The organism is Variovorax sp. R-27, assembly GCF_049913215.1.
Classification (GTDB): Bacteria; Pseudomonadota; Gammaproteobacteria; order Burkholderiales; family Burkholderiaceae_C; genus Variovorax.
The window spans coordinates 854391-875956 of record NZ_CP183984.1; the positions used below are offsets into that span (position 1 = coordinate 854391).

General features: G+C 66.9%; 1 protein-coding gene. It reads left to right on the forward strand.

From position 1 onward, the window contains the following. Positions 1 to 87 precede the first annotated feature (87 nt). Positions 88 to 21510: an Ig-like domain-containing protein gene (locus tag ACN9MV_RS03885; protein WP_426391353.1), complete on the forward strand. Its 21423-nt coding sequence runs from the start codon at positions 88 to 90 to the stop codon at positions 21508 to 21510. The last annotated feature ends 56 nt before the right edge of the window (positions 21511 to 21566 follow it).

Below are 21566 nucleotides of genomic sequence, written 5' to 3' on the forward strand. Positions count from 1 at the left end.
ATTGTTGTTGATTAAAAGGTCAGGGATTAAAAAATGATTTCGTTGAAAGTAATAAGCAAGAGCGGCGGCGGAGCCAATCAGGTCTCGATGAACGAGATTCTTCTGAAAGAGGCATCGGTTGTCCGCATCGGCCTGTCCAAAGAACAGATCAAGGGAATGCGCCGTGTCGGCAACGATCTGGTCATTACCGCCGTTTCCGGCGAGGTCATCACCATTCGCGAGTTCTTCGCGTCGTTCGACGGCAACAAGAACGACCTGGTGCTGAGCGACGACAAGGATGGCCTGTGGCTGGCCGGATTCGGTGAAGGGCAGGGTGACCTGGTGGTCGGCTACACGGGCATCGATTCCATCGAACCCTTGCTGTTGCACCAGGACTTCAACTTCGGCGTGCTGCCCTGGCTGGTCGGAGGCGGGCTGGCCGTCGCGGGCGCTGCCGGTGGTGGCGGTGGTCAGCAACTGCCGGTTCTCCCACTCGCAGCATCGGGCGACACCACGCCCCCGGCCAGGCCCACCGTCAACCCGGCCAATGCCAGTTCGATCACCGGCACCGCAGAGCCGGGTGTGATCGTCAAGGTCACCGACAGTGCGGGCAAGGAGATCGGCAGCGCGACCGTCGCGCCCGACGGCAGCTATGTCGTCCACCCCACCACGCCGCCGCCGCACGGCATGGAGCTTCGTGTCGTCGCCGTGGATCGGGCCGGCAATGTCAGCCCCGACGCCCGGACGACCGTCGACAGCACGCCGCCCCAGATGCCCACAGTCGACCCTACCGACGGCAGTCCGATCACCGGCGCTGCGGAGCCCGGCTCGGTGGTCACGGTCATCGACGCAAACGGCACCGTCATCGGCCAGGCGACCGCGGCACAGAACGGCGCCTACAGCATCACGCCGGCCACGCCGCCGATCCACGGCACGGTGATCAACGTCGTGGCCGCGGACGCGGTCGGCAATGTCAGCCAGCCGGCCACGACCACCGTCGACAGCGCGGCTCCGGCAAGGCCCACTGTCAACCCGACCGACGGCAGCCCGGTCACGGGCACGGCCGAAGCCGGCTCCATGGTCACGATCAAGGACAGCGCGGGCAAGGTCATCGGCAGTGCAACCGCTGCGCCCAACGGCACGTATGCCGTCACCCCCACCACGCCGCCGCCCCACGGCACGGTGATCAGCGTCGTCGCAACAGACCCGGCCGGCAACGCGAGCCTGCCCGCCACGGCCACGGTCGACAGCAAGGCGCCCGATGCGCCGACCGTCAACCCGACCGCCGGCAGCCCGATCACCGGCACGGCCGAAGCCGGCTCCCTGGTCACGATCAGGGATGACTCGGGCACGCTCGTTGGTAGCGCCACCGTCACTGCCAACGGCACGTACAGCGTCACGCCCGCAACGCCTCCGGCAAACGGCACGCAACTGCATGTTGTCGCCACCGATGCCGCCGGCAACGTCAGTACGGAAGCCAGGACCGCGGTCGACAGCGCGCGACCCGCCGTGCCGACCGTCGACCCGACCGATGGCAGCCCCATCACAGGTACGGCCGAGGCCGGCTCGGTCGTCACGATCAAGGACGGCCTGGGCAACCTCATCGGCAGCACGACCGCCGCAGTCAATGGCGCCTACAGTTTCACCCCGGCGAAGCCTCCGGCCGATGGCACGGTGATCAACGTCGTGGCGACGGACGCGGCCGGCAATGCCAGCCTGCCCGCCACGACCAAGGTCGACAGCATGCCGCCCGCTGCGCCGACCGTCAGCCCGACGAACGGCAACCCGATCACGGGCACGGCCGAAGCTGGCTCAGTCGTCACGATCAAGGACGGCCTGGGCAACGTCATCGGCAGCACGACTGCCGGGCCCAGCGGCACCTACACCATCATCCCGGCGAAGCCTCCGGTCGACGGCACGGCGATCAACGTCGTGGCAACGGACGCAGCGGGCAACGCCAGCCAGCCCGCCACGGCCACGGTCGACAGCGCGCCGCCCGCTGCACCGAAGGTCGACCCGACGAACGGGAGCCGGATCGCGGGCACTGCCGAAGCCGGCGCTGTCGTCACGATCAAGGACGACTCGGGCAAGGTCATCGGCAGCGCCACCGTCGCTGCCAACGGCACGTACGGCATCACGCCCGCGACCCCCCCGGTGGATGGCGCGGTGCTCCACGTTGCCGCCACCGATGCGGCTGGCAACACCAGTCCCGAAACCAGGGCAACAGTAGACAGAACGCCCCCGAGTGCGCCCAAGGTCAACCCGACCGACGGCGACCCGATCACGGGCACGGCCGAAGCCGGCTCGGTCGTCACGATCAAGGACGGCCTGGGCAACATCGTCGGCAGCGCCACCGCCGCGGCCAACGGCACGTACCGGGTCACGCCGGCAACCGTCCCGGCGGACGGCACGGTGCTCCACGTTGTCGCTACCGATGCGGCGGGCAACACCAGCCCCGAAGCCACGACCAAGGTCGACAGCGCGGCGGTCGATATGCCGACGATCAACCCGACCAGTGGCCGCCTGATCACTGGCGCGGCTGAAGCCGGCTCCCTGGTCACGATCAAGGACGGCGCAGGCAACCTCATCGGCAGCGCCACCGCCGGGCCCAACGGCACGTACAGCGTCACGCCGGCGAGCACTCTGCCGGACGGCACCGTGCTGCACGTCGTTGCCACCGACGCGGCTGGCAACCCCAGCCCCGAGGCCACGGCGACGGTGGACAGCAAGCCTCCGGCCGCGCCCACCATCAACCCGACCAACGGGAGCGCGATCACGGGCACCGCCGAGGCCAACTCCGTGGTCACGATCAAGGACGGCGCAGGCAACGTCGTCGGCACGACTGTTGCGCTCAACGGCAAGTACAGCATCGCGCCGGCGGCCACCTTGCCGGAGGGCACCGTGCTGCGCGCTGCCGCCGCCGACGCGGCTGGCAACACCGGCCCCGAAGCCACGGCCACGGTCGACAGGACTGCGCCGGTCATCAGCGTCGCGATCGTCAACGACGCCAACAACGACGGCTTCATCAACGCCAGCGAGAAGGGCGCCGACGTGACCGTGAAGGTCACGCTCGTGTCCGGCGCCGCCGTGGGCGATGTCATCAGCCTTACCGACGGCACGGCCACGCCCAGCGTCACGCTGACCGCGGCGGATGTCGCCAACGGTTTCGTCAATGTCTCGTTCGCCAACCCGGCCGAAGGCAGGGCGATCCGCGTCAGCGCGACCAGCCGTGACCTTGCCGGCAATGTCTCCACGTCGGCGGTGGCCGACAGTGCTGTGCTCGACACGACCCCTCCGGCCGCGGTCATCGCTGCGGTCACGGACAACGCCGGCCCGGTGCGGGGGGCGCTCGCCAACGGCAGCACCACCGACGACACCATGCCCGCGTTTGACGGGAGCGGCGCAACGCCGGGCGACGTCATCAAGGTCTTCGACAACGGCAGCGTCATTGGCAGCACGACGGTCGATGCCGGCGGCAGCTGGAGCGTCAGGCCCGGCACGCCGCTGGGCGAGGGCGCGCACCGCATCACGCAGACGGCCACCGATGCCGCGGGCAATACCAGCGTCGCCGGTGCGCCGCTGGATTTCAAGGTCGACACCACGAGCGTGCCCGTCAACCTCAAGCTGGCGTCCGGGCGCCAGTCAAAGACGTTCCCCGACGGATTCACCGACGAAACCAGTCCAACGCTCGAGGGCAAGACCACGGCAGGCGCCGTCGTGACTGTCACGGAGGGCGCGAACGTTCTCGGCTCCACCACGGCGGATGCCAGCGGCAACTGGCGCCTCGCGCTACCGGTGCAGCGCGAGGGAGCGCACCAGTACACGGCCACCGCGGTGAACGCCGCCGGCACCAACAGCAAGGCTACCCTTGCGTTGACCATCGATGCGACCCCGCCGGCCGTGCCGTCCATCGCCGAGGTCATGGACGACGCCGGCTCGGTGCTGGGCCCGCTCGCCAACGGCGGCTTCACCGATGACACCACGCCCACGTTCGCCGGAAGCGGTGCGACGCCAGGCGACAAGATCAGGGTCTACGACAACGGCATCGCCATCGGCACCACGACGGTCAAGGACGACGGAAGTTGGAGCTTCGCCTTCACCATGGCGAATACGCCGCTGAAGGAGGGCGTGCATCGGTTCACCGCCACGGCCCTCGACCCGGTGGGTAATGAGAGCGTGCATTCGGGCAGTTTCTCGATCACCGTTGACCGAACGCCTCCGGTTGCTCCGCCCAATGCGGCGAGCTATGCCGACGATGCCGGTGCGGTCAAGAACCCGGCAAGCGTTGCCGCGACCACCGATGACGCCACGCCCGGCATCAACATCGGCGCCGTTGCGGCCGGCCTGACCCCGTCGCTTTACGTCGACGGCACCAAGGTCGCGGCAGCCTACGACCCGGCCACCGGCACGCTGACGCCGAGCTCCCCGCTCGCCGAGGGCGAACACCAGCTCAGCTACACCCTGACAGATCAGGCCGGCAACGAGAGCCCGCGTTCCGGTGCCTTCAGGGTCGGCGTCGACACCACGCCGCCTCCGGCGCTGGACCCCTCCAGGATCGAAGTGCTGGACAACGTGGGCGCCGTGAAGGGCCCGCTGGCCGCCGGCGCACAGACCGACGACAGCAAGCCGGAGTACACCGGCAAGGCCGACCCGGCGCAGGCGTCGAGCATCAATGTCTACGACAACGGCAAGCTGATCGGCAGCACGGCGGTGAACGCCGACGGCAGCTGGCGCTTCACACCCGATCTGCCACTGGCCGAAGGAGCACACAGCCTCACCGCGCAGGGTGTGGATGCAGCGGGCAACGTCAGCGCCATCACGCCCGCATCGACCTTCACCTTGCTGGGCGATCGGCCCACGCCTCCGGCAATCACCGGCGTAAGCGACGACAGGGGCAGCGTGAGCGGCAACATTGCCAAGGACGCAAGTACCGACGACACCACGCCCACGCTGAGCGGCACCGGCACGGTCGGCACAGTCGTGACCGTATACGCCGACGGCGTGGCCGTGGGCTCGGCGAGCGTGGCCGCCAACGGCACCTGGAGCGTGACCACCAGTCCTTTGAGCGGCGACGGCGTCAAGAACCTGAGCGCCGTCGCGGTCGACGGTGCGGGCCAGGCCAGCCTGGCCACGGGGCTCTATCCGATCGTGCTCGACACCACGGCACCGGCCACTCCGGCCATCGTTGTGGCTGCGGACGACCAAGGCGCAGTCACCGGCCCGATCACAGCCGGCGGCATCACCGACGACGCCTCGCCAACCTTCGGCGGCAACGGAGTGAAGGCCGGCGACACCGTCAAGGTGTACGACGGCGCCACCCTCATCGGCAGCACCACGGCGGCGACCGATGGCGCATGGAGCGTCACGCCCAGCAAGCCGTTGGGCGAGGGCGCGCACAGCATCACGCACACGGTCACCGATGCCGCTGGCAACACCAGCGTCGCCAGCGCGCCGCTGGACTTCAAAGTCGACACCACGGACGTCGTCGTCAGCATCGCCCATGCCGCGGACGACCAGGGCAGCGTGCGGGGCAATCTCGCTCCCGGTGCACGCACTGACGACACCACGCCGACGCTCGAGGGCAAGGCCACGGCCGGCGCCATCGTGACCGTCAAGGAAGGCACGACCGTTCTTGGCTCCACCACGACCGATGCCAGCGGCAACTGGCGCCTCGCGCTGCCGGTGCAGGGCGAAGGGGCTCACAACTACACGGCCACCGCGGTGAATGCCGCGGGCAAGAACGGCGAAGCCAGCTTCGCGCTGACCATCGACACCAGTGCGCCGAATGTGCCGGCTGTCGCTGGGGTAGCGGACGACGTCGGCTCGGTGCAGGGGCCGCTCGCCAACGGCGCAGCCAGCGACGACACAACGCCCACCCTCACCGGCAGTGGTGCGACGCCGGGCGACGTCATCAGGGTCTACGACAACGGCAGCCCCATCGGCAGCACGGCAGTCAAGGCCGACGGCAGCTGGAGCTTCACGCCGACCACGCCGCTGACCGAGGGGGCGCATCGGCTTACCGCCACATCCATCGACCCGGTGGGCAACGAAAGCAGGCCATCGGGCGACTTCGTGATCAACGTCGACACGACCGCGCCGGCCGCTCCAGCAGCTGCGACCAGCTATGCCGACGACTCCGGTGCAGTCAAGAACCCGGCGAGCGCCGAAAAGACCACCGACGACACCACGCCCAGCATCAACATCGGCACGCTTGCGGCCGGCTTGACGCCATCGCTGTATATCGACGGCACCAAGGTCGCCGCAACCTATGACCCGCTCACCGGCACGCTGACACCGGCCAATCCGCTCGGCGAGGGCACGCACCAGCTCAGCTACACGCTGACCGATCCGGCCGGCAACGAGAGCAGGCAGTCGCCGGCACTCGCCGTTGCTGTCGACACGACCGCGCCAGCCACTCCAGCCGCCGCGACGGGCTACGCCGACGATGCCGGTCCGGTTCGGAATAGCGCAAGCGTCGCCGCGACCACCGACGACACCACGCCCGGCATCAACATCGGCACCGTTGCGGCCGGCTTGACGCCATCGCTCTACGTCGACGGCAGCAAGGTCGCCGCGACTTACGACCCCCTCACGGGCACCCTGACGCCGACATCCCCGCTCGCCGAGGGCGCGCACCAGATCGGCTACACGTTGACCGATGCGGCCGGCAATGAGAGCAAGCCGTCACCGGCACTTGCCGTCACCGTCGACACGACCGCCCCGGCCGCGCCGGCTGCCGCGACGGGCTATGCAGACAATTTCGGCGCGGTCCAGAGCCCGGCAAGCACAGCCGCGACCACCGACGACACCACGCCCGGCATCAACGTCGGCACGGTTGCACCCGGATCGACACCGTCGCTCTATGTCGATGGCGCCAAGGTCGCCGCGACCTATGACCCAGCCACGGGCACGCTGACGCCGACCGACCCGCTTGGCGAGGGCGCGCATCAGATCAGCTACACGCTGACCGATGCCGCAGGCAACGAGAGCAAGCAGTCACCGGCACTCGCCGTCACCGTGGACACAGCGCCGCCCGCAGCGCTGGATCCGTCCCTGATCCAGGTGCTGGACGACGTAGGCGCCGTAACGGGGCCCATCGCCGCCGGTGCGCAGACCGACGACAGCAAGCCGACTTACGCCGGCAAGGCCGACCCCACGCAAGTGGCCAGCGTCAATGTCTACGACAACGGCAAGCTGATTGGCAGCACGGCCGTCAATGCCGACGGCAGCTGGCGATTCACGCCCGCGCTGCCCCTGGCCACTGGCGCACACAGCCTCACCGCGCAGGCCGTGGACGCGGCAGGCAACGTCAGCGCTGTCACCCCGGCATCGACCTTCACCCTGCTGGGTGATGCGCCCGCGGCACCTGCCATCACCGGTGTGAGCGATGACAAGGGCAGCGTGAGCGGCAGCATTGGCCCGAACGCCAGCACCGACGACAACACGCCCACCATCAGCGGGACCGGCACTGTCGGAACAATCGTGACTGTGTATGCCGACGGCGTGGCCGTGGGCTCGACCAGCGTGGCCGCCAACGGCACCTGGAGCGTGACCACCAGCCCTCTGAGCGGCGACGGCGTCAAGAACCTCAAAGCCATCGCGGTGGATGGTGCGGGCCAGGCAAGCCCGGCCACGGGCGACTACCCGATCGTGCTCGACACCACGGCGCCACTCACACCGGCTGTGGTCGTGGTCACGGACGACCAGGGCGCTGTCATCGGCGCGATCACGACCGGCGGCACCACCGACGATGCCTCGCCCGCCTTCAGTGGCAGCGGCGCCAATGTCGGCGACATCGTCAAGGTGTACGACGGCGCCACCCTCATCGGCAGCACCACGGTCAAGGCCGGCGGCAGTTGGAGCCTCACGCCCGAGAAGCCACTGGGCCAGGGCGCGCACAGCATCACGCACACGCTCACCGACGCCGCGGGCAACACCAGCGCCGCCAGTGCACCTCTGGCCTTCACGGTCGACACCTCGGGTGTCGTCGTCAGCGTCGGCCACGCGGTGGACGACCACGGCAGCATTCGGGGCAACCTCGCCCCTGGTGCGCTCACTGACGACACCACGCCCACGCTCGTGGGCACGGCCACTGCAGGAGCCATCGTGACCGTCAAGGAAGGCACGACCGTTCTGGGCTCCACCACGGCGGATGCCAGTGGCAACTGGCGCCTCACGCTGCCGGAGCAGGGCGAGGGCGCGCACAACTACACGGCCACCGCGGTGAACGCCGCCGGCACGAAGGGCGAGGCCACCCTCTCGCTGACCATCGACATGACGGCGCCGAGCGTGCCGGCCATCGGCAAGGCCGGAGACGACGTCGGCTCGGTGCAAGGCCCGCTTGCGAGCGGAAGTGCTACCGACGACACCACGCCCACGCTTGCCGGCATCGGCGCGACGCCGGGCGACGTCATCAAGGTCTACGACAACGGCAGCCCCATCGGCAGCACGGCGGTCAAGGCCGACGGCAGCTGGAGCTTCACGCCGACCACGCCGCTGGCCGAGGGCGCGCACAGGCTCACCACCACGGCCGTCGACCCGGTGGGCAACGAGAGCAAGCCCTCGGGTGACTACGTGGTCAACGTGGACACCACCGCCCCGGCCACCCCGGCCGCAGCAACAGGCTATGCCGACAATATCGGCGCGGTCCAGAACCCGGCAAGCACCGCTTCGACCACCGATGACGCCACGCCCGGCATCAACATCGGTGCGGTGCCGGCCGGCTTGACGCCGTCTTTGTATGTCGACGGCACCAAGGTCGCCGCAACCTATGACCCGGTCGCCGGCACACTGACGCCGAACACGCCGCTGACCGAGGGCGCGCACCAGCTCGGCTACACGCTGACCGATGCCGCGGGCAACGAGAGCAAGCAGGCCCCGACGCTCGCCGTCGCCGTCAATACCAGCGCTCCGGCCACGCCAGCCACTGCGGCAGGCTATGCCGACAACGTCGGTGCGATCCAGAACCCGGCAAGCACCGCTTCGACCACTGATGACACCACGCCGGGCATCAACATCGGCACGGTTGCGGCCGGCTTGACGCCGTCGCTGTATGTCGACGGCACCAAGGTTGCAGCGACCTATGACCCAGCTGCCGGCACGCTGACGCCAACCAACCCCCTGGGCGAGGGCGCACATCAGATCGGCTACACGCTGACCGATGCGGCCGGCAACGAGGGCAAGCCGTCACCGGCACTCGCCATCACCGTCGACACGACCGCTCCGGCTGCTCCGGCCGCCGCGACGAGCTATGTCGACGATGCCGGCGCGATCAGGAATCCGGCGAGCGTCGCCGCGACCTCCGACGACACCACGCCCGGCATCAACATCGGCACGGTTGCGGCTGGCTCGACACCATCGCTGTATGTCGATGGCACCAAGGTTGCCGCGACTTACGACCCGGCCACCGGCACGCTGACGCCGACCAACCCGCTCGGCGAGGGCACGCATCAGCTCAGCTACACGCTGACCGATCCGGCCGGCAACGAGAGCCCGCGTTCGGGCGCCTTCACGCTCAACGTGGACACCACGGCGCCCGCGGCGCTGGACCCGTCCCTGATCCAGGTGCTGGACGACGTGGGTGCCGTGACAGGCCCCATCGCCACTGGCGCGCAGACCGACGACAGCAAGCCGGTGTACACCGGAAAGGCAGACGCCGCGCAGGTGTCGAGCATCAACGTCTACGACAACGGCAAGCTGATCGGCAGCACGGCAGTGAATGCCGATGGCAGCTGGCGCTTCGAGCCCGCGCTGCCCCTGGCCACGGGCCCGCACAGCCTCACCGCGCAGGCGGTGGATGCGGCGGGCAACGTCAGCTCCGTGACGCCCGCCTCGACCTTCACCCTGCTGGGCGATGCGCCCGCGGCACCGGCCATCACCGGTGTGAACGATGACAAGGGTGGCGTGAGCGGCAGCGTTGCCCCTAACGCCAGCACCGACGACAACACCCTCACGCTGAACGGCACCGGCACGGCCGGCACGATCGTGATCGTGCGCGCCGACGGCGTGCCCGTCGGATCGGCCAGCGTGGCCGTCAACGGCACGTGGAGCATGACCACCAGCCCATTGAGCGGCGACGGTGTCAAGAACCTGAGCGCCGTTGCAGTCGATGGCGCGGGCCAGACCAGCCCGGCCACGGGCGCCTACCCGATCGTGCTCGACACCACGGCACCGGCGACTCCGGGCGTGGTCGGGGCCACGGACGACCAGGGCGCTGTCACCGGTCCGATCGTGGCCGGCGGCACCACCGACGACGCCTCGCCAACCTTCGGCGGCAGTGGCGCCCAGGCCGGCGACACCGCCAGGGTGTACGACGGTGCCACTCTCCTCGGCAGTGCCACTGTCAAGGCCGATGGCAGCTGGAGCTTCACGCCCAGCACGCCACTGGGCCAGGGCGCGCACAGCATCACGCACACGCTCACCGACACCGCGGGCAACACCAGCGTCGCCAGCGCTCCGCTGGACTTCAAGGTCGACACCACGGATGTCGTCGTCAGCATCGCCCAGGCGCTGGACGACAAGGGCAGCAAGCAAGGCAATCTCGCCGCCGGCGCATCCACCGACGACACCACGCCCACGCTCGCGGGCTCGGCCACGGCGGGTGCCGTCGTGACCGTCAAGGAAGGTGCGGCCGTTCTCGGCTCCACCACGGCGGATGCCAACGGCAACTGGAGCCTCGCGCTGCCAGTGCAGGGCGAGGGGGCTCACAACTACACGGCCACCGCGGTGAACGCCGCAGGCAAGAACGGCGCAGCCAGCCTCGCGCTGACCATCGACACGAGTGCGCCGAACGTGCCGGCCATCGGCGGAGCTTCGGACGACGTCGGCTCGGTGCAGGGCCCGCTCGCAAGCGGCGGCGCCAGCGACGACACCACGCCCACGCTCACCGGCAGCGGTGCGACACCGGGCGACGTCATTCAGGTCTACGACAACGGCGGCGCCATCGGCAGCACGACGGTGAAGGCCGACGGCAGCTGGAGCTTCACGCCGACCACACCGCTGGCGGAGGGGGCGCACAGGCTCACCGCTACGGCCATCGACCCGGTGGGCAACGAGAGCAAGCCCTCGGGCGACTTCGTGATCAACGTGGACACCACGGCGCCCGCGATCAAGGCCACGCTCGGCGCGATCAGCACCGACACCGGCACGAGCAGCAGCGACTTCGTCACCAGCGACCGCACTCTCGTGGCAACGGTCACGATCGACGCGGCAATGGAGGCGGGTGCCACGGTGCAGGTCTCGCTGGACAACGGCAAGACCTGGAACAACGCCACGCTGGTCAGCGGCAGCACCTACCAGTACGACAACACGGGCGTCTCGCTGCCCGATGGCAGCCATACCTTCCTGGCACGCGTGGTGGACGCGGCAGGCAACGCGACGCAGGCGACCTCTCAAGTCGTTGTCATCGACAGCAGCGCGCCAACCACGGACAACGCCGTGGCCATCACCGCCTACACCGACGACGTTGCACCCAACACCGGCGAATACGGCAGCGGCACCAGCACGAACGACACCACGCCGGTGCTCAAGGGCACGGTCTCGGGCCTGAAGGCCGGCGACGTCGTGCAGATCTACGAAGGCACTGCACTGTTGGGCACGGCCACAGTGACCGGCGCCACGTGGATCTTCGCTACGCCGGCACTGGCCAATGGCAGCACCCACAACTACACGGCGGTGATCGCTGATGCGGCAGGCAACAAGGGCACAGCCTCGGCCGACTTCACACTGACCGTGCACACCGGCTTGCCGCTCCAATCGGTAGCGATCACGGGCTACACGGACAACGAAGACCCGCAGCAGGGCACCTTCGCATCTGGCAGCACGACCAACGACACGTCGCCGCAGCTCGGCGGCACGCTCGCCGGCACGCTCGTTGTGGGCGAAGTGGTGGCGGTCTATCGCGACGGCGTCCGTCTGGGCGTCGCCACCATGACAAGCGCCGCGACCTGGACCTTCCAGGACGCGGGCCTCGTCGACGGCACCAGCTACAGCTACACCGCCCGCGTCGAGGACGGGGCGGGCAACCGGGGTGGTGCTTCGGCCGCCTTCAGGCTCACAGTCGACCAGAGCGCGCCCACGGCGGCGCCTTCCATCGACGGCGCCATGGACGACGTGGCACCGGTCACCGGTCCGATCACATCGGGCAGTACGACCAACGACACCCGTCCCGAGTTGAAGGGAGCCGGTGCAGAACCGAACGGCACGGTCAGGGTCTACGACAACGGCACGCTGATCGGCACCGCAATGGCGGACGGCTCGGGCAAGTGGAGCTTCACGCCCGAGGCCGGCAAGGAACTGGCCAACGGCGCGCACAGCCTGACGACGAGCAACGTCGACGCGGCTGGCAACGAGGGGCCGAAGTCGACACCGCTGACCTTCACGGTCGACACCATTGCGCCAACGCAATCGACGGTTGTGACTGCGGTCAACGACGACCTCGATCCACAGCGGGGCATGGTGGCCAACAACGGCCACACCAACGACCTGACGCCGCAGGTGGCGGGCACGATCTCGGTCGCGCTGAATGCCGGCGAGACGGTGGTGGTGCTGCGCGATGGCGCAGTGGTCGGCACCGCGACGATGACCGATGCGACCAACTGGACCTTCAATGATGCAGGCCTGAGCAATGGCCAGACCTACAGCTACACCGCCCGCGTCGAGGACGCGGGCGGCAACCGCGGCGCCATCTCGGGCAGCTATGCCATCAACATCGACACCTCGGTGCCGAAGCAGGTGGTAACGATCTCGACCGTGTTCGACAACGTCGATCCGGGCCAGGGCAACATCGCCAACGGCGGCACCACCAACGACTCGCAGCCCGAGTTGCGAGGCACGCTGTCGATTGGCCTCGGCGGCACCGAAGTGGTCGTGGTCTATCGCGACGGCGCCAGGATCGGCAACGCATCGGTCTTCGGCACCAGCTGGTCCTTCATCGACGCAACCGGCCTCGTCAACGCGTCGAGCTACAGCTACACCGCCCGGGTCGAGAACGCAGCCGGCAATGCCGGTGCGGCCTCTTCGCCCTATGCCATCACGCTGCAGACCACCGGCTCGGCCACCACCGCCACGATCACGGCAGTGATCGACGATGTCGATCCGCAGCAAGGCACCGTGGCCAACAACGGCGACACCAACGACACGGCGCCGCAGATCACGGGCTCGATCACCGCAGCGCTGCAGGCCGGCGAGAAGGTCGTCGTGCTGCGTGACGGCAAGGAGGTCGGCACCGCGACCATGACGGATGCGACGCACTGGACCTATGCCGACAGCGGCCTCGCCAGCGGCGGCACCTACGTCTACACCGCCCGCATCCAGGATGCGGCCGCCAATCCGGGTGCCGACTCCAACGCCTACACCATCCGCATCGACACCACGGCGCCGACGCAAAGGGTGGTTCTCACCCGCGCCATCGACAACGTCGACCCGGTTTCGGGCGACATCGCGGCCAACGGCAGCACCAACGACGACACGCCGACGCTGGAGGGCACGCTCTCGGCGGCGCTGAATGGCACCGAGCAGCTGCATGTGTTCCGCAACGGCGCGCACGTCGGCACCGCGAAGGTGACCGGCACGGCCTGGACCTTCGAGGACGCAAGCCTCTCGAGCGGCACGACCTACACCTACGAGGCCAGAGTAATGGACGCTGCCGGCAACGCCGGTGCCGCCTCGAACAGCCTGAGCTTCACCGTCAACACCTCGGGTGTCACCCAGACGGTGCAGATCCTGCAGGTGCAGGACGACACAGATCCGGTGCAGGGCAATGTGGCCAACGGTGGCGCGACCAACGACACCACGCCAACGTTCAGCGGCTCGATCTCGACCGCCCTGAACGCAGGCGACGTGGTCCAGGTGCTGCGCGATGGCACGGTGGTCGGCACAGCCACTGTGACGAACACCAGCTGGAGCTTCAGCGATGCGGGCCTTGCCGACGGCACGACCTATAGCTACACCGCCCGCGTCGTGAACTCGGGCGGCAACCAGGGCGCTCCGAGTGCGGCTTACGCGATCACGCTCGACCGGACGGCACCGACCCAGACGGTGGCGATCACGAGCTACACCGACGACCAGGACCCGCAGCAAGGCACCTTCACGTCAGGCAGCACGACCAACGATGCAACGCCGCAGCTCAACGGTACGTTTGCCGGCACGCTCGGCGCGGGCGAGGTGGTGGTCTATCGCGACGGCGTTCGCCTTGGCGCTGCCACCGTGACCGGCGCCGCGACCTGGACCTTCCAGGACGCCGGTCTCGCCAACGGCACCAGCCATAGCTACACCGCCCGCGTCGAGGACGCGGCGGGCAACCGAGGCGCCACCTCGGCTGCTTTCACCCTCACCGTCGACCAGAGCATGCCTACGGCAGCGCCTTCCATCGACAGCGTCATGGACAACACGGCACCGGTCATCGGCCCGATCACTTCGGGCAGCACGACCAATGAAACCCGTCCGGCACTGCAGGGGTCAGGGGCAGAGCCCAACGGCACCGTCAGGGTCTACGACAACGGCGCGCTGATCGGCTCTGCAACTGCCGACGGCGCGGGCAAGTGGAGCTTCACGCCCGAGGCCGGCAAGGAACTGGCCAACGGCGCGCACAGCCTGACGACGAGCAACGTCGACGCGGCTGGCAACGAAGGTCCGAAGTCGACACCGCTGACTTTCGCAGTCGACACGATTGCACCGTCTGCGGCACCTTCCATCGACAGCGTCATGGACAACACCGCACCGGTCACCGGCCCGATCACCTCGGGCAGCACGACCAACGAAACCCGCCCTGTGTTGCAGGGCGCGGGAGCAGAGCCGAACGGCACCGTCAGGATCTACGACAACGGTACGTTGATCGGCTCTGCAACGGCGGACGGCGCAGGCAAGTGGAGCTTCACGCCCGCAGTGGGTTCTGAACTGGCCAACGGCATGCACAGCCTGACGACGAGCAACGTCGATGCGGCTGGCAACGAAGGGCCCAGGTCGGCACCGCTGGCCTTCACGGTCGACACGGTCGCGCCCTCCACGGCGCCTTCCGTAGACAGCGTCATGGACAACATCGATCCGGTCAGCGGTCCGATCACCTCGGGTAGCACGACCAACGAAACCCACCCTGCACTCAAGGGAGCGGGAGCAGAGCCCAACGGCATCGTCAGGGTCTACGACAACGGCACGCTGATCGGCTCCGCAACGGCGGACGGCAGGGGCAATTGGAGCTTTACGCCCGAGCCTGGCAAGGAGCTGGCCAACGGCGCACACAGCCTGACGACGAGCAACGTCGATGCGGCCGGCAACGAGGGGCCGAAGTCGACACCGCTGACCTTCACCGTCGACACCGTGGCGCCGCCCATTGCAACACTGAGCCTGGGCAACTACTCGGACAGCTTCCCCGCGGCGGGCACATTGGCAGCCAATCAATCGTCTGACCACAACAGCAACGACAACACTTTCGATCTCGTGTTGACCGGTGCCGACGCCTCGACCGCAAGCTATGAGGTATCCACCGACGGCGGTCTGGTCTGGAAGGCAACGACCGCCGCGCAGAACAACCTGTCCGACGGCAAATATCTCTTCCGCGCGACCCTCACGGATGCGGCGGGCAACAGCACGGCGGCGGCCAACAACATCGCGGTAACGGTGGACCGGACCAGCCCTGGGCTCGACCTGCAACGCGTCGGCAGCACCCTGGTTGCAGGCACAACTGAAGCCTATGCACTTGTCGCGATCGACGTGGGCAACAACGGGTCTGTCGAGGCGAGCGTCACGGCGGATACCAACGGCAACTGGACCTGGACTTCGTCGACGCCCATCGCGGCCAACACGGTCGTCTCAGCCGTTGCCTACGACCTTGCCGGCAATGCTTCGAGCAAGGGAACGCAGGCTGCCGACACAACGCCGCCTGCGGTCACCATCCAGAAATCCGATGGCAACAGCTTCTCGGGAACGACCTCGGACGCCGACATGCCGGTGGTTTCCCCCACCGCAACGAGGCCGATCACCGTGAGACTCAGCGTCGACAGCAACGCCGATGGCGTGGTCGACTACGTGCTTCCATTCACGGCCACGGTCACCGCTGACGGCACATGGGGCATCGACGCGAAAAGCGCGCCGGTGAATGTCGGCGCGATCGTTACGGCTGTGGCGCAAGACTACAACGGCAACCTTTCGGCACCGGCAACGGTGACCGTGGGTGGCGGCACAAGCAAGATTTCCGGTAGCGCCAGCCATGACAACTTCGGCTACGACGTGCAGGCAATCGGCGATTTCAACGGAGATGGCTACAACGACTTCGCGGTCGTGGCACCTCATGGATCGTCCGCCCAACGCAGCGCGAACAAATGGAGCGTCAACATTCTCTATGGCAGCAAGCAAGGGCTGCCAGACCTGAGCGATATTGCACACCTGCCTGGAACCGACGGGCTGAAGATATATACGTCGGGGGATATTTCCGACTCCAACATCCTGACCGCCGTGCAGGGCTATGGCGACGTCAATGGCGACGGTTATTCGGACGTGATCGTCTACGACGACAACCTGAACAGCGACTGGGTCATCTTCGGGAGGTCTTCCGCGAGCGCCACTTCCACGCCGGTGAACGTGGATGTCCGCACAATCATTTCGTCTGGCGGCGACAGCGACGGTGTTGCCATCGTGCAGCGCGAGGGGGGATCGACCTGGTTCGGTGCGGGCGGCGCGCTCGTGGACGTGAACGGCGACGGGTATGCCGACATCGTCATGCAGGACTGGCAGCGGGGAACTGGCTCCTCGGGCACGGCCATCATCTATGGGCATGCCGGGGCAGCGGGCACTGCAGCGTGGGCCAACTACTACGTCGGCTTTACCGGCTCAAGCCCGTCGAGCTATGTCTCGGACAGTCGCGGCTCGTCCACGGAAAGCTCGCGACCCCACACTGTCATCTACAACGACAACACGAACGGTTATCCCGTTAACGTGGTGAACATCGGGGACATCAATGGGGATGGGTACTCGGACTTTGCTTACAGCCTGTACAACGCCAGGAACCCCGTGGCCAACCTGGGCGATGCCGGGGCCATTCAGGTGATCTATGGCACGGCGAAAGGCTTCCCGCAGGACTACAGCCTGCAGACCGACTACACGAACATCGCCAATGGCTTCCGCGTCTATGGCGAGCAGGCAAGCCAGTTCCTCGGCACCTACATCGATCCGGAGCCGTACGGGTATCTGTCGAACACCGGCATGCCCACTTCCTCTGGCGACGTCAATGGAGACGGCATTGAGGACCTGATCATCGGTTCGCCGCAATTCGGACCGGATGCGGGAGAGCAAAGTGGGCCAGGTCGCGTCTACGTGGTCTACGGCAAGGCCGGTGGCGTGAAGTCCAACATCAACCTCGCCAACCTCTCGTCTGCCGATGGCTTCGTCATCACGGCATCGGACAGCACGCCGGATGCGATGTTCGGCAACGGGACTTCGGTGGGCGACTTCAACGGCGACGGTATCGACGACATCGCCATTGGCGCACCATTGGCCGACATTGGAGGCATCAACAACGGCGCGGTCTATATCGTGTATGGCCAGCAAGGCGGCTACTCGGGGACGATGAGCGTCGCAGCAACCTATTCGGGTGCCAAGCTGGCGAATAGCGCGAGCTTCACCTATAGACAGAATGGCGATGCAAACTCCGGATCGATGCTCGGTGTGAACGTGGCGTTGTCCGATCTGAACGGTGATGGCCAGGCTGACCTGGCCCTCGGTTCCGCATACCAGGGCATGCCTTGGACGCCTGCGGCGGGCTACCTGGAAGTGGTCTATGCCGACGCATTCAACTTCACCAACTTGATGACTGTTGGCGACGACGTCATCAAGGCGACGGCTGGCAGAGACAGACTCTCCGGCGGCGCCGGCAACGACGTCATCACCGGTGTGCAGGCAGGAGACAGCGCGTATGGCGGCGCGGGGAACGACAGCATCCACATCAACGAAATCAATGGCGTGGTCCGCGTGGACGGCGGCCTGTGGATCGACACCCTGGCCATCGACAGCTCGAACGTCACGCTCGACCTGTCGCAACTGGGCCTGAAGGTGAAGGGCTTCGAGAACTTCGATCTGGGACGGGGCGCGGGCAACACGGGCAACGTTTTGAAGTTGCGGATCGCCGATGTCCTGAGCCAGCAGAGCAGCACCGGTACCGGCAATGGCGCGGGCCAAGGCCACTTGCGTGTGACCGGGGATGCCAGCGACACGGTGGAGTTGCTCCGCGGGACCGACAGCTGGAGCAACACGGGAACTACGAACGTTGGTGGGGTGAGCTACAGCATCTATCACAACAGCACGCTGCCAGCCGAAAACACGCTTGGAGACATCTGGATCCAGCAGGGAGTGACGGTCGTCGTGAACTCGGGCGGCAATCAACAGGCGCCAACCCAGACGGTAGCGATCACGAGCTACACCGACGACCAGGGCTCGTCCAAGGGGAGTTTCGGCAGCGGCACCACGACTGACGACGCCAATCCGGTGCTCAACGGCACGCTTGCAGGCTCGCTCGGCGCGAGCGAGGTTGTGGCTGTCTATCGCGACGGCACCCGTCTGGGTAACGCCACCATGACCGGCGGCGCGACATGGACCTTCGAGGACGCGGGTCTGGCCGATGGCAAGACCTACAGCTACACCGCCCGCGTCGAGGACGCGGTGAGCAACCGGGGGGGCGCTTGGGCTACGTTCACGATCACCGTCGACTATGCCGTGACGGTCAACAGCCAGGTGACCGTGGACACGACGCCACTCGTCACCGGTACGATGCCCTTCAAGCTGACCAACGGCGAGTTCATCGAGGTCACCATTGACGGCAAGACCTACAGCTCGGCCAATGGCGCAGTGGTCGTCGATTCGCAGCACAACACCTGGTATGTGCAGGTGCCGTCGGCGATCGCGCTTGGAACCTACGACGTCAAGGCCGTTGTCAAGAGCGCTTCCGGTGTGCTGATCGCTTCCGACGATACCAAGGGCGAGTTGATCGTCTCTGCCGCGCCTACGGTGACGGTCGGCTCCGCGGCCAGTGACCCGAACCAGAAGGCAACCGCCTACACGCTCGGCGAGAACGGCATGTGGCGCATCCACACCAACCAGACGATGCTGGATGCCAGCGGAACCGACAGCGCTTCGCTTGGCAACTTCAATCAAACCCATCTGTGGAGCAACACCAACGAAGCGGGGAGCTTGGGGTACGACTCGGGATATGCCGGACGCAACTACGTTCAGAACGCCACGTTCATGGACTTCAACCGCGACGGGCACATGGACCTGTTTGCTGAAGACAGCACCTATGACGATGGTCAGCAGGCTTTCATCTTCAATGGCAGCGGCTACACCGCGGTGCAGGTCGGTGGGCCGTCCGCCGTAGGCGGCGACAAGCTCACCCTGGGCAGCGCAAACACGTTCAGCTGGTACGGCGGCGTGATGGCCTTCGACAAGACGGGCGATGGTTTTATCGACCTGGCCTATGGCGACCAGACGCCCAACGACTCCACGAGCGGAGGAGGGTACGACTCCCAGGTCGTGCTGAATGTCGACGGCAGCATCCTCGGCATGACCAAGGACAGCGGTTACACCGATGACCAGGCAGCCACTCCCGGCCCTGCGAATTCGAGCAACTACCAGAACGCCACTTTCGACATGGAGTTGTCGGGCGTCGATCTGAACAACGACGGCAAGGTCGATATCGTCTATCACGCGACGGCGGGCCTCACGAAAATCGGCGGGCCTTCCGCTGATCCGGCCCTGGCATCCACGGCGAAGAGCTCCGATCCGTATCGCCTGGTCGTCGCGACCAACAAGGGCGACGGCACCTGGGAAAACACGCAGATCATCGAGCAGACGTTCCAGCGCGCCGACGACGACCCGAGCTACGGCAACGGCATCTCCATGACCTGGGCCGACTTCAACGGCGACGGCTACATGGACTTGTTCATGGGTCGTGGCTACAGCCCGGCGGTCGGTTCTCAGTATCAGAGCCGCCTCCTGTTCAACGACGGCACCGGCAAGCTGGCGATGGACGACTGGAATGGCGACAAGATCGGCAAAACGCCGACGAACATGTTTACCTTCGCCGACTGGGGCGGGAGCGGCACCCCTCCCTGGCAGCAGGGCGGCCCCTCGCTCGCAGTCGACTGGAACGGCGACGGCAAGATGGACGCCATCGAACTGCCGGGCTTCGGCGCCACCGGCGGCTTGACGGCCATCGGCAACACCGGCCAGATCAATCTCTATACGAACAACAGTTCGGCTGGAAAGATCGAGTTCGGCAGGGTCAATCTGCTTGGCGGGTCGAGCACGATCGGCAACTGGACCGGCGACCCGTTGACAAACAACGCCGTGACCGGCGCCATCGCAGCCGATATCGACTGGGATGGCGACAGGGATCTGCTGGCGTTCACCCAGAAGGGCAACACGAAGTTCATCGCCAACACCAGCACGGTGGCCGACGGCACGTCGCTGCACTTCCGCATCTTCGATGCGCAGGGCATCAACGCGCTGTATGGCAACACCGTCCAGCTGTTCGACTCGTCGGGCAAGCGGGTGGCCACGCAGATGATCAATCCGCAGTCCGGCAACCAGACCAACGACAGCTCGGCGATCGTCGATTTCTACGGGCTCGACCCGAAGGAAACCTACACGCTGGCGCTTCTGCGTATCGTCAACGGTGCTGCGGCCGACGTCGGCGGCATGGGCAACCTGGGCGGCAACACGATCGAGAACGTGAATGCCGCCTGGACCGGACTGAAGGCCGGCGAGGCGAACCACGCCTTTGTGCTGACGACTGAATCCGGGAGCAACGTTGCCGATGCCAACATCGGCAACGGCATCGTCGGCACCGGGTACAACGACACCTTCTTCGCCACCCGCGGCAACGACAAGTTCGAAGGCGGTGGCGGCGCGGTAACGGTGTCTGGCGTAAGGGCCTGGAGCAACACCGGCGGTATCGACATCGTCGACTACAAGCTCGCCGACAGTGCGTCGCTCACGATCGACCTGGGCAACACCGGCGCGCAGAACACCGGCTTCGGCACGGCGACCTTCAAGAACATCGAAGGCCTGGCGGGCGGCAGCGGCGCGGACACCTTCACCGACAACGCGGGAGACAACGTGTTCGAGGGGCGTGCCGGCAACGACACCTTCAAGCTCACGGGCGGGGGCAAGGACACGCTGCTGTACAAGCTGCTCGCAACCACCGATGCCACGGGCGGCAACGGTGCGGACGCGGTCAGTTCGTTCGAGGTCGGGACTTTCGAAGCCACGGCCAATGCAGACCGCATCGAGCTGAAGGATCTGCTGGTGGGCTACACCGCCGACGCGGATGGCGCGGCGCGCTACATCAATGGCGTGGCCACCATCGATTCGGGGGATGCCATCGGCAACTACCTGAGCGTGACGGTCAGCGGTGGCAATACGACGTTGAACATCGACCGTGACGGATCGGGGAGTGCCTATTCGGCAACGGCGCTGATCACCCTCAACGGCGTGACCACCGACCTCGCCACGCTGCTGGCCAACCACCAGCTCGTCCTGGCCTGACGCGCATCACTGGATGAAAGAAAAGGGGCGCACCCGGTGTGCCCCTTTTTCCCGGT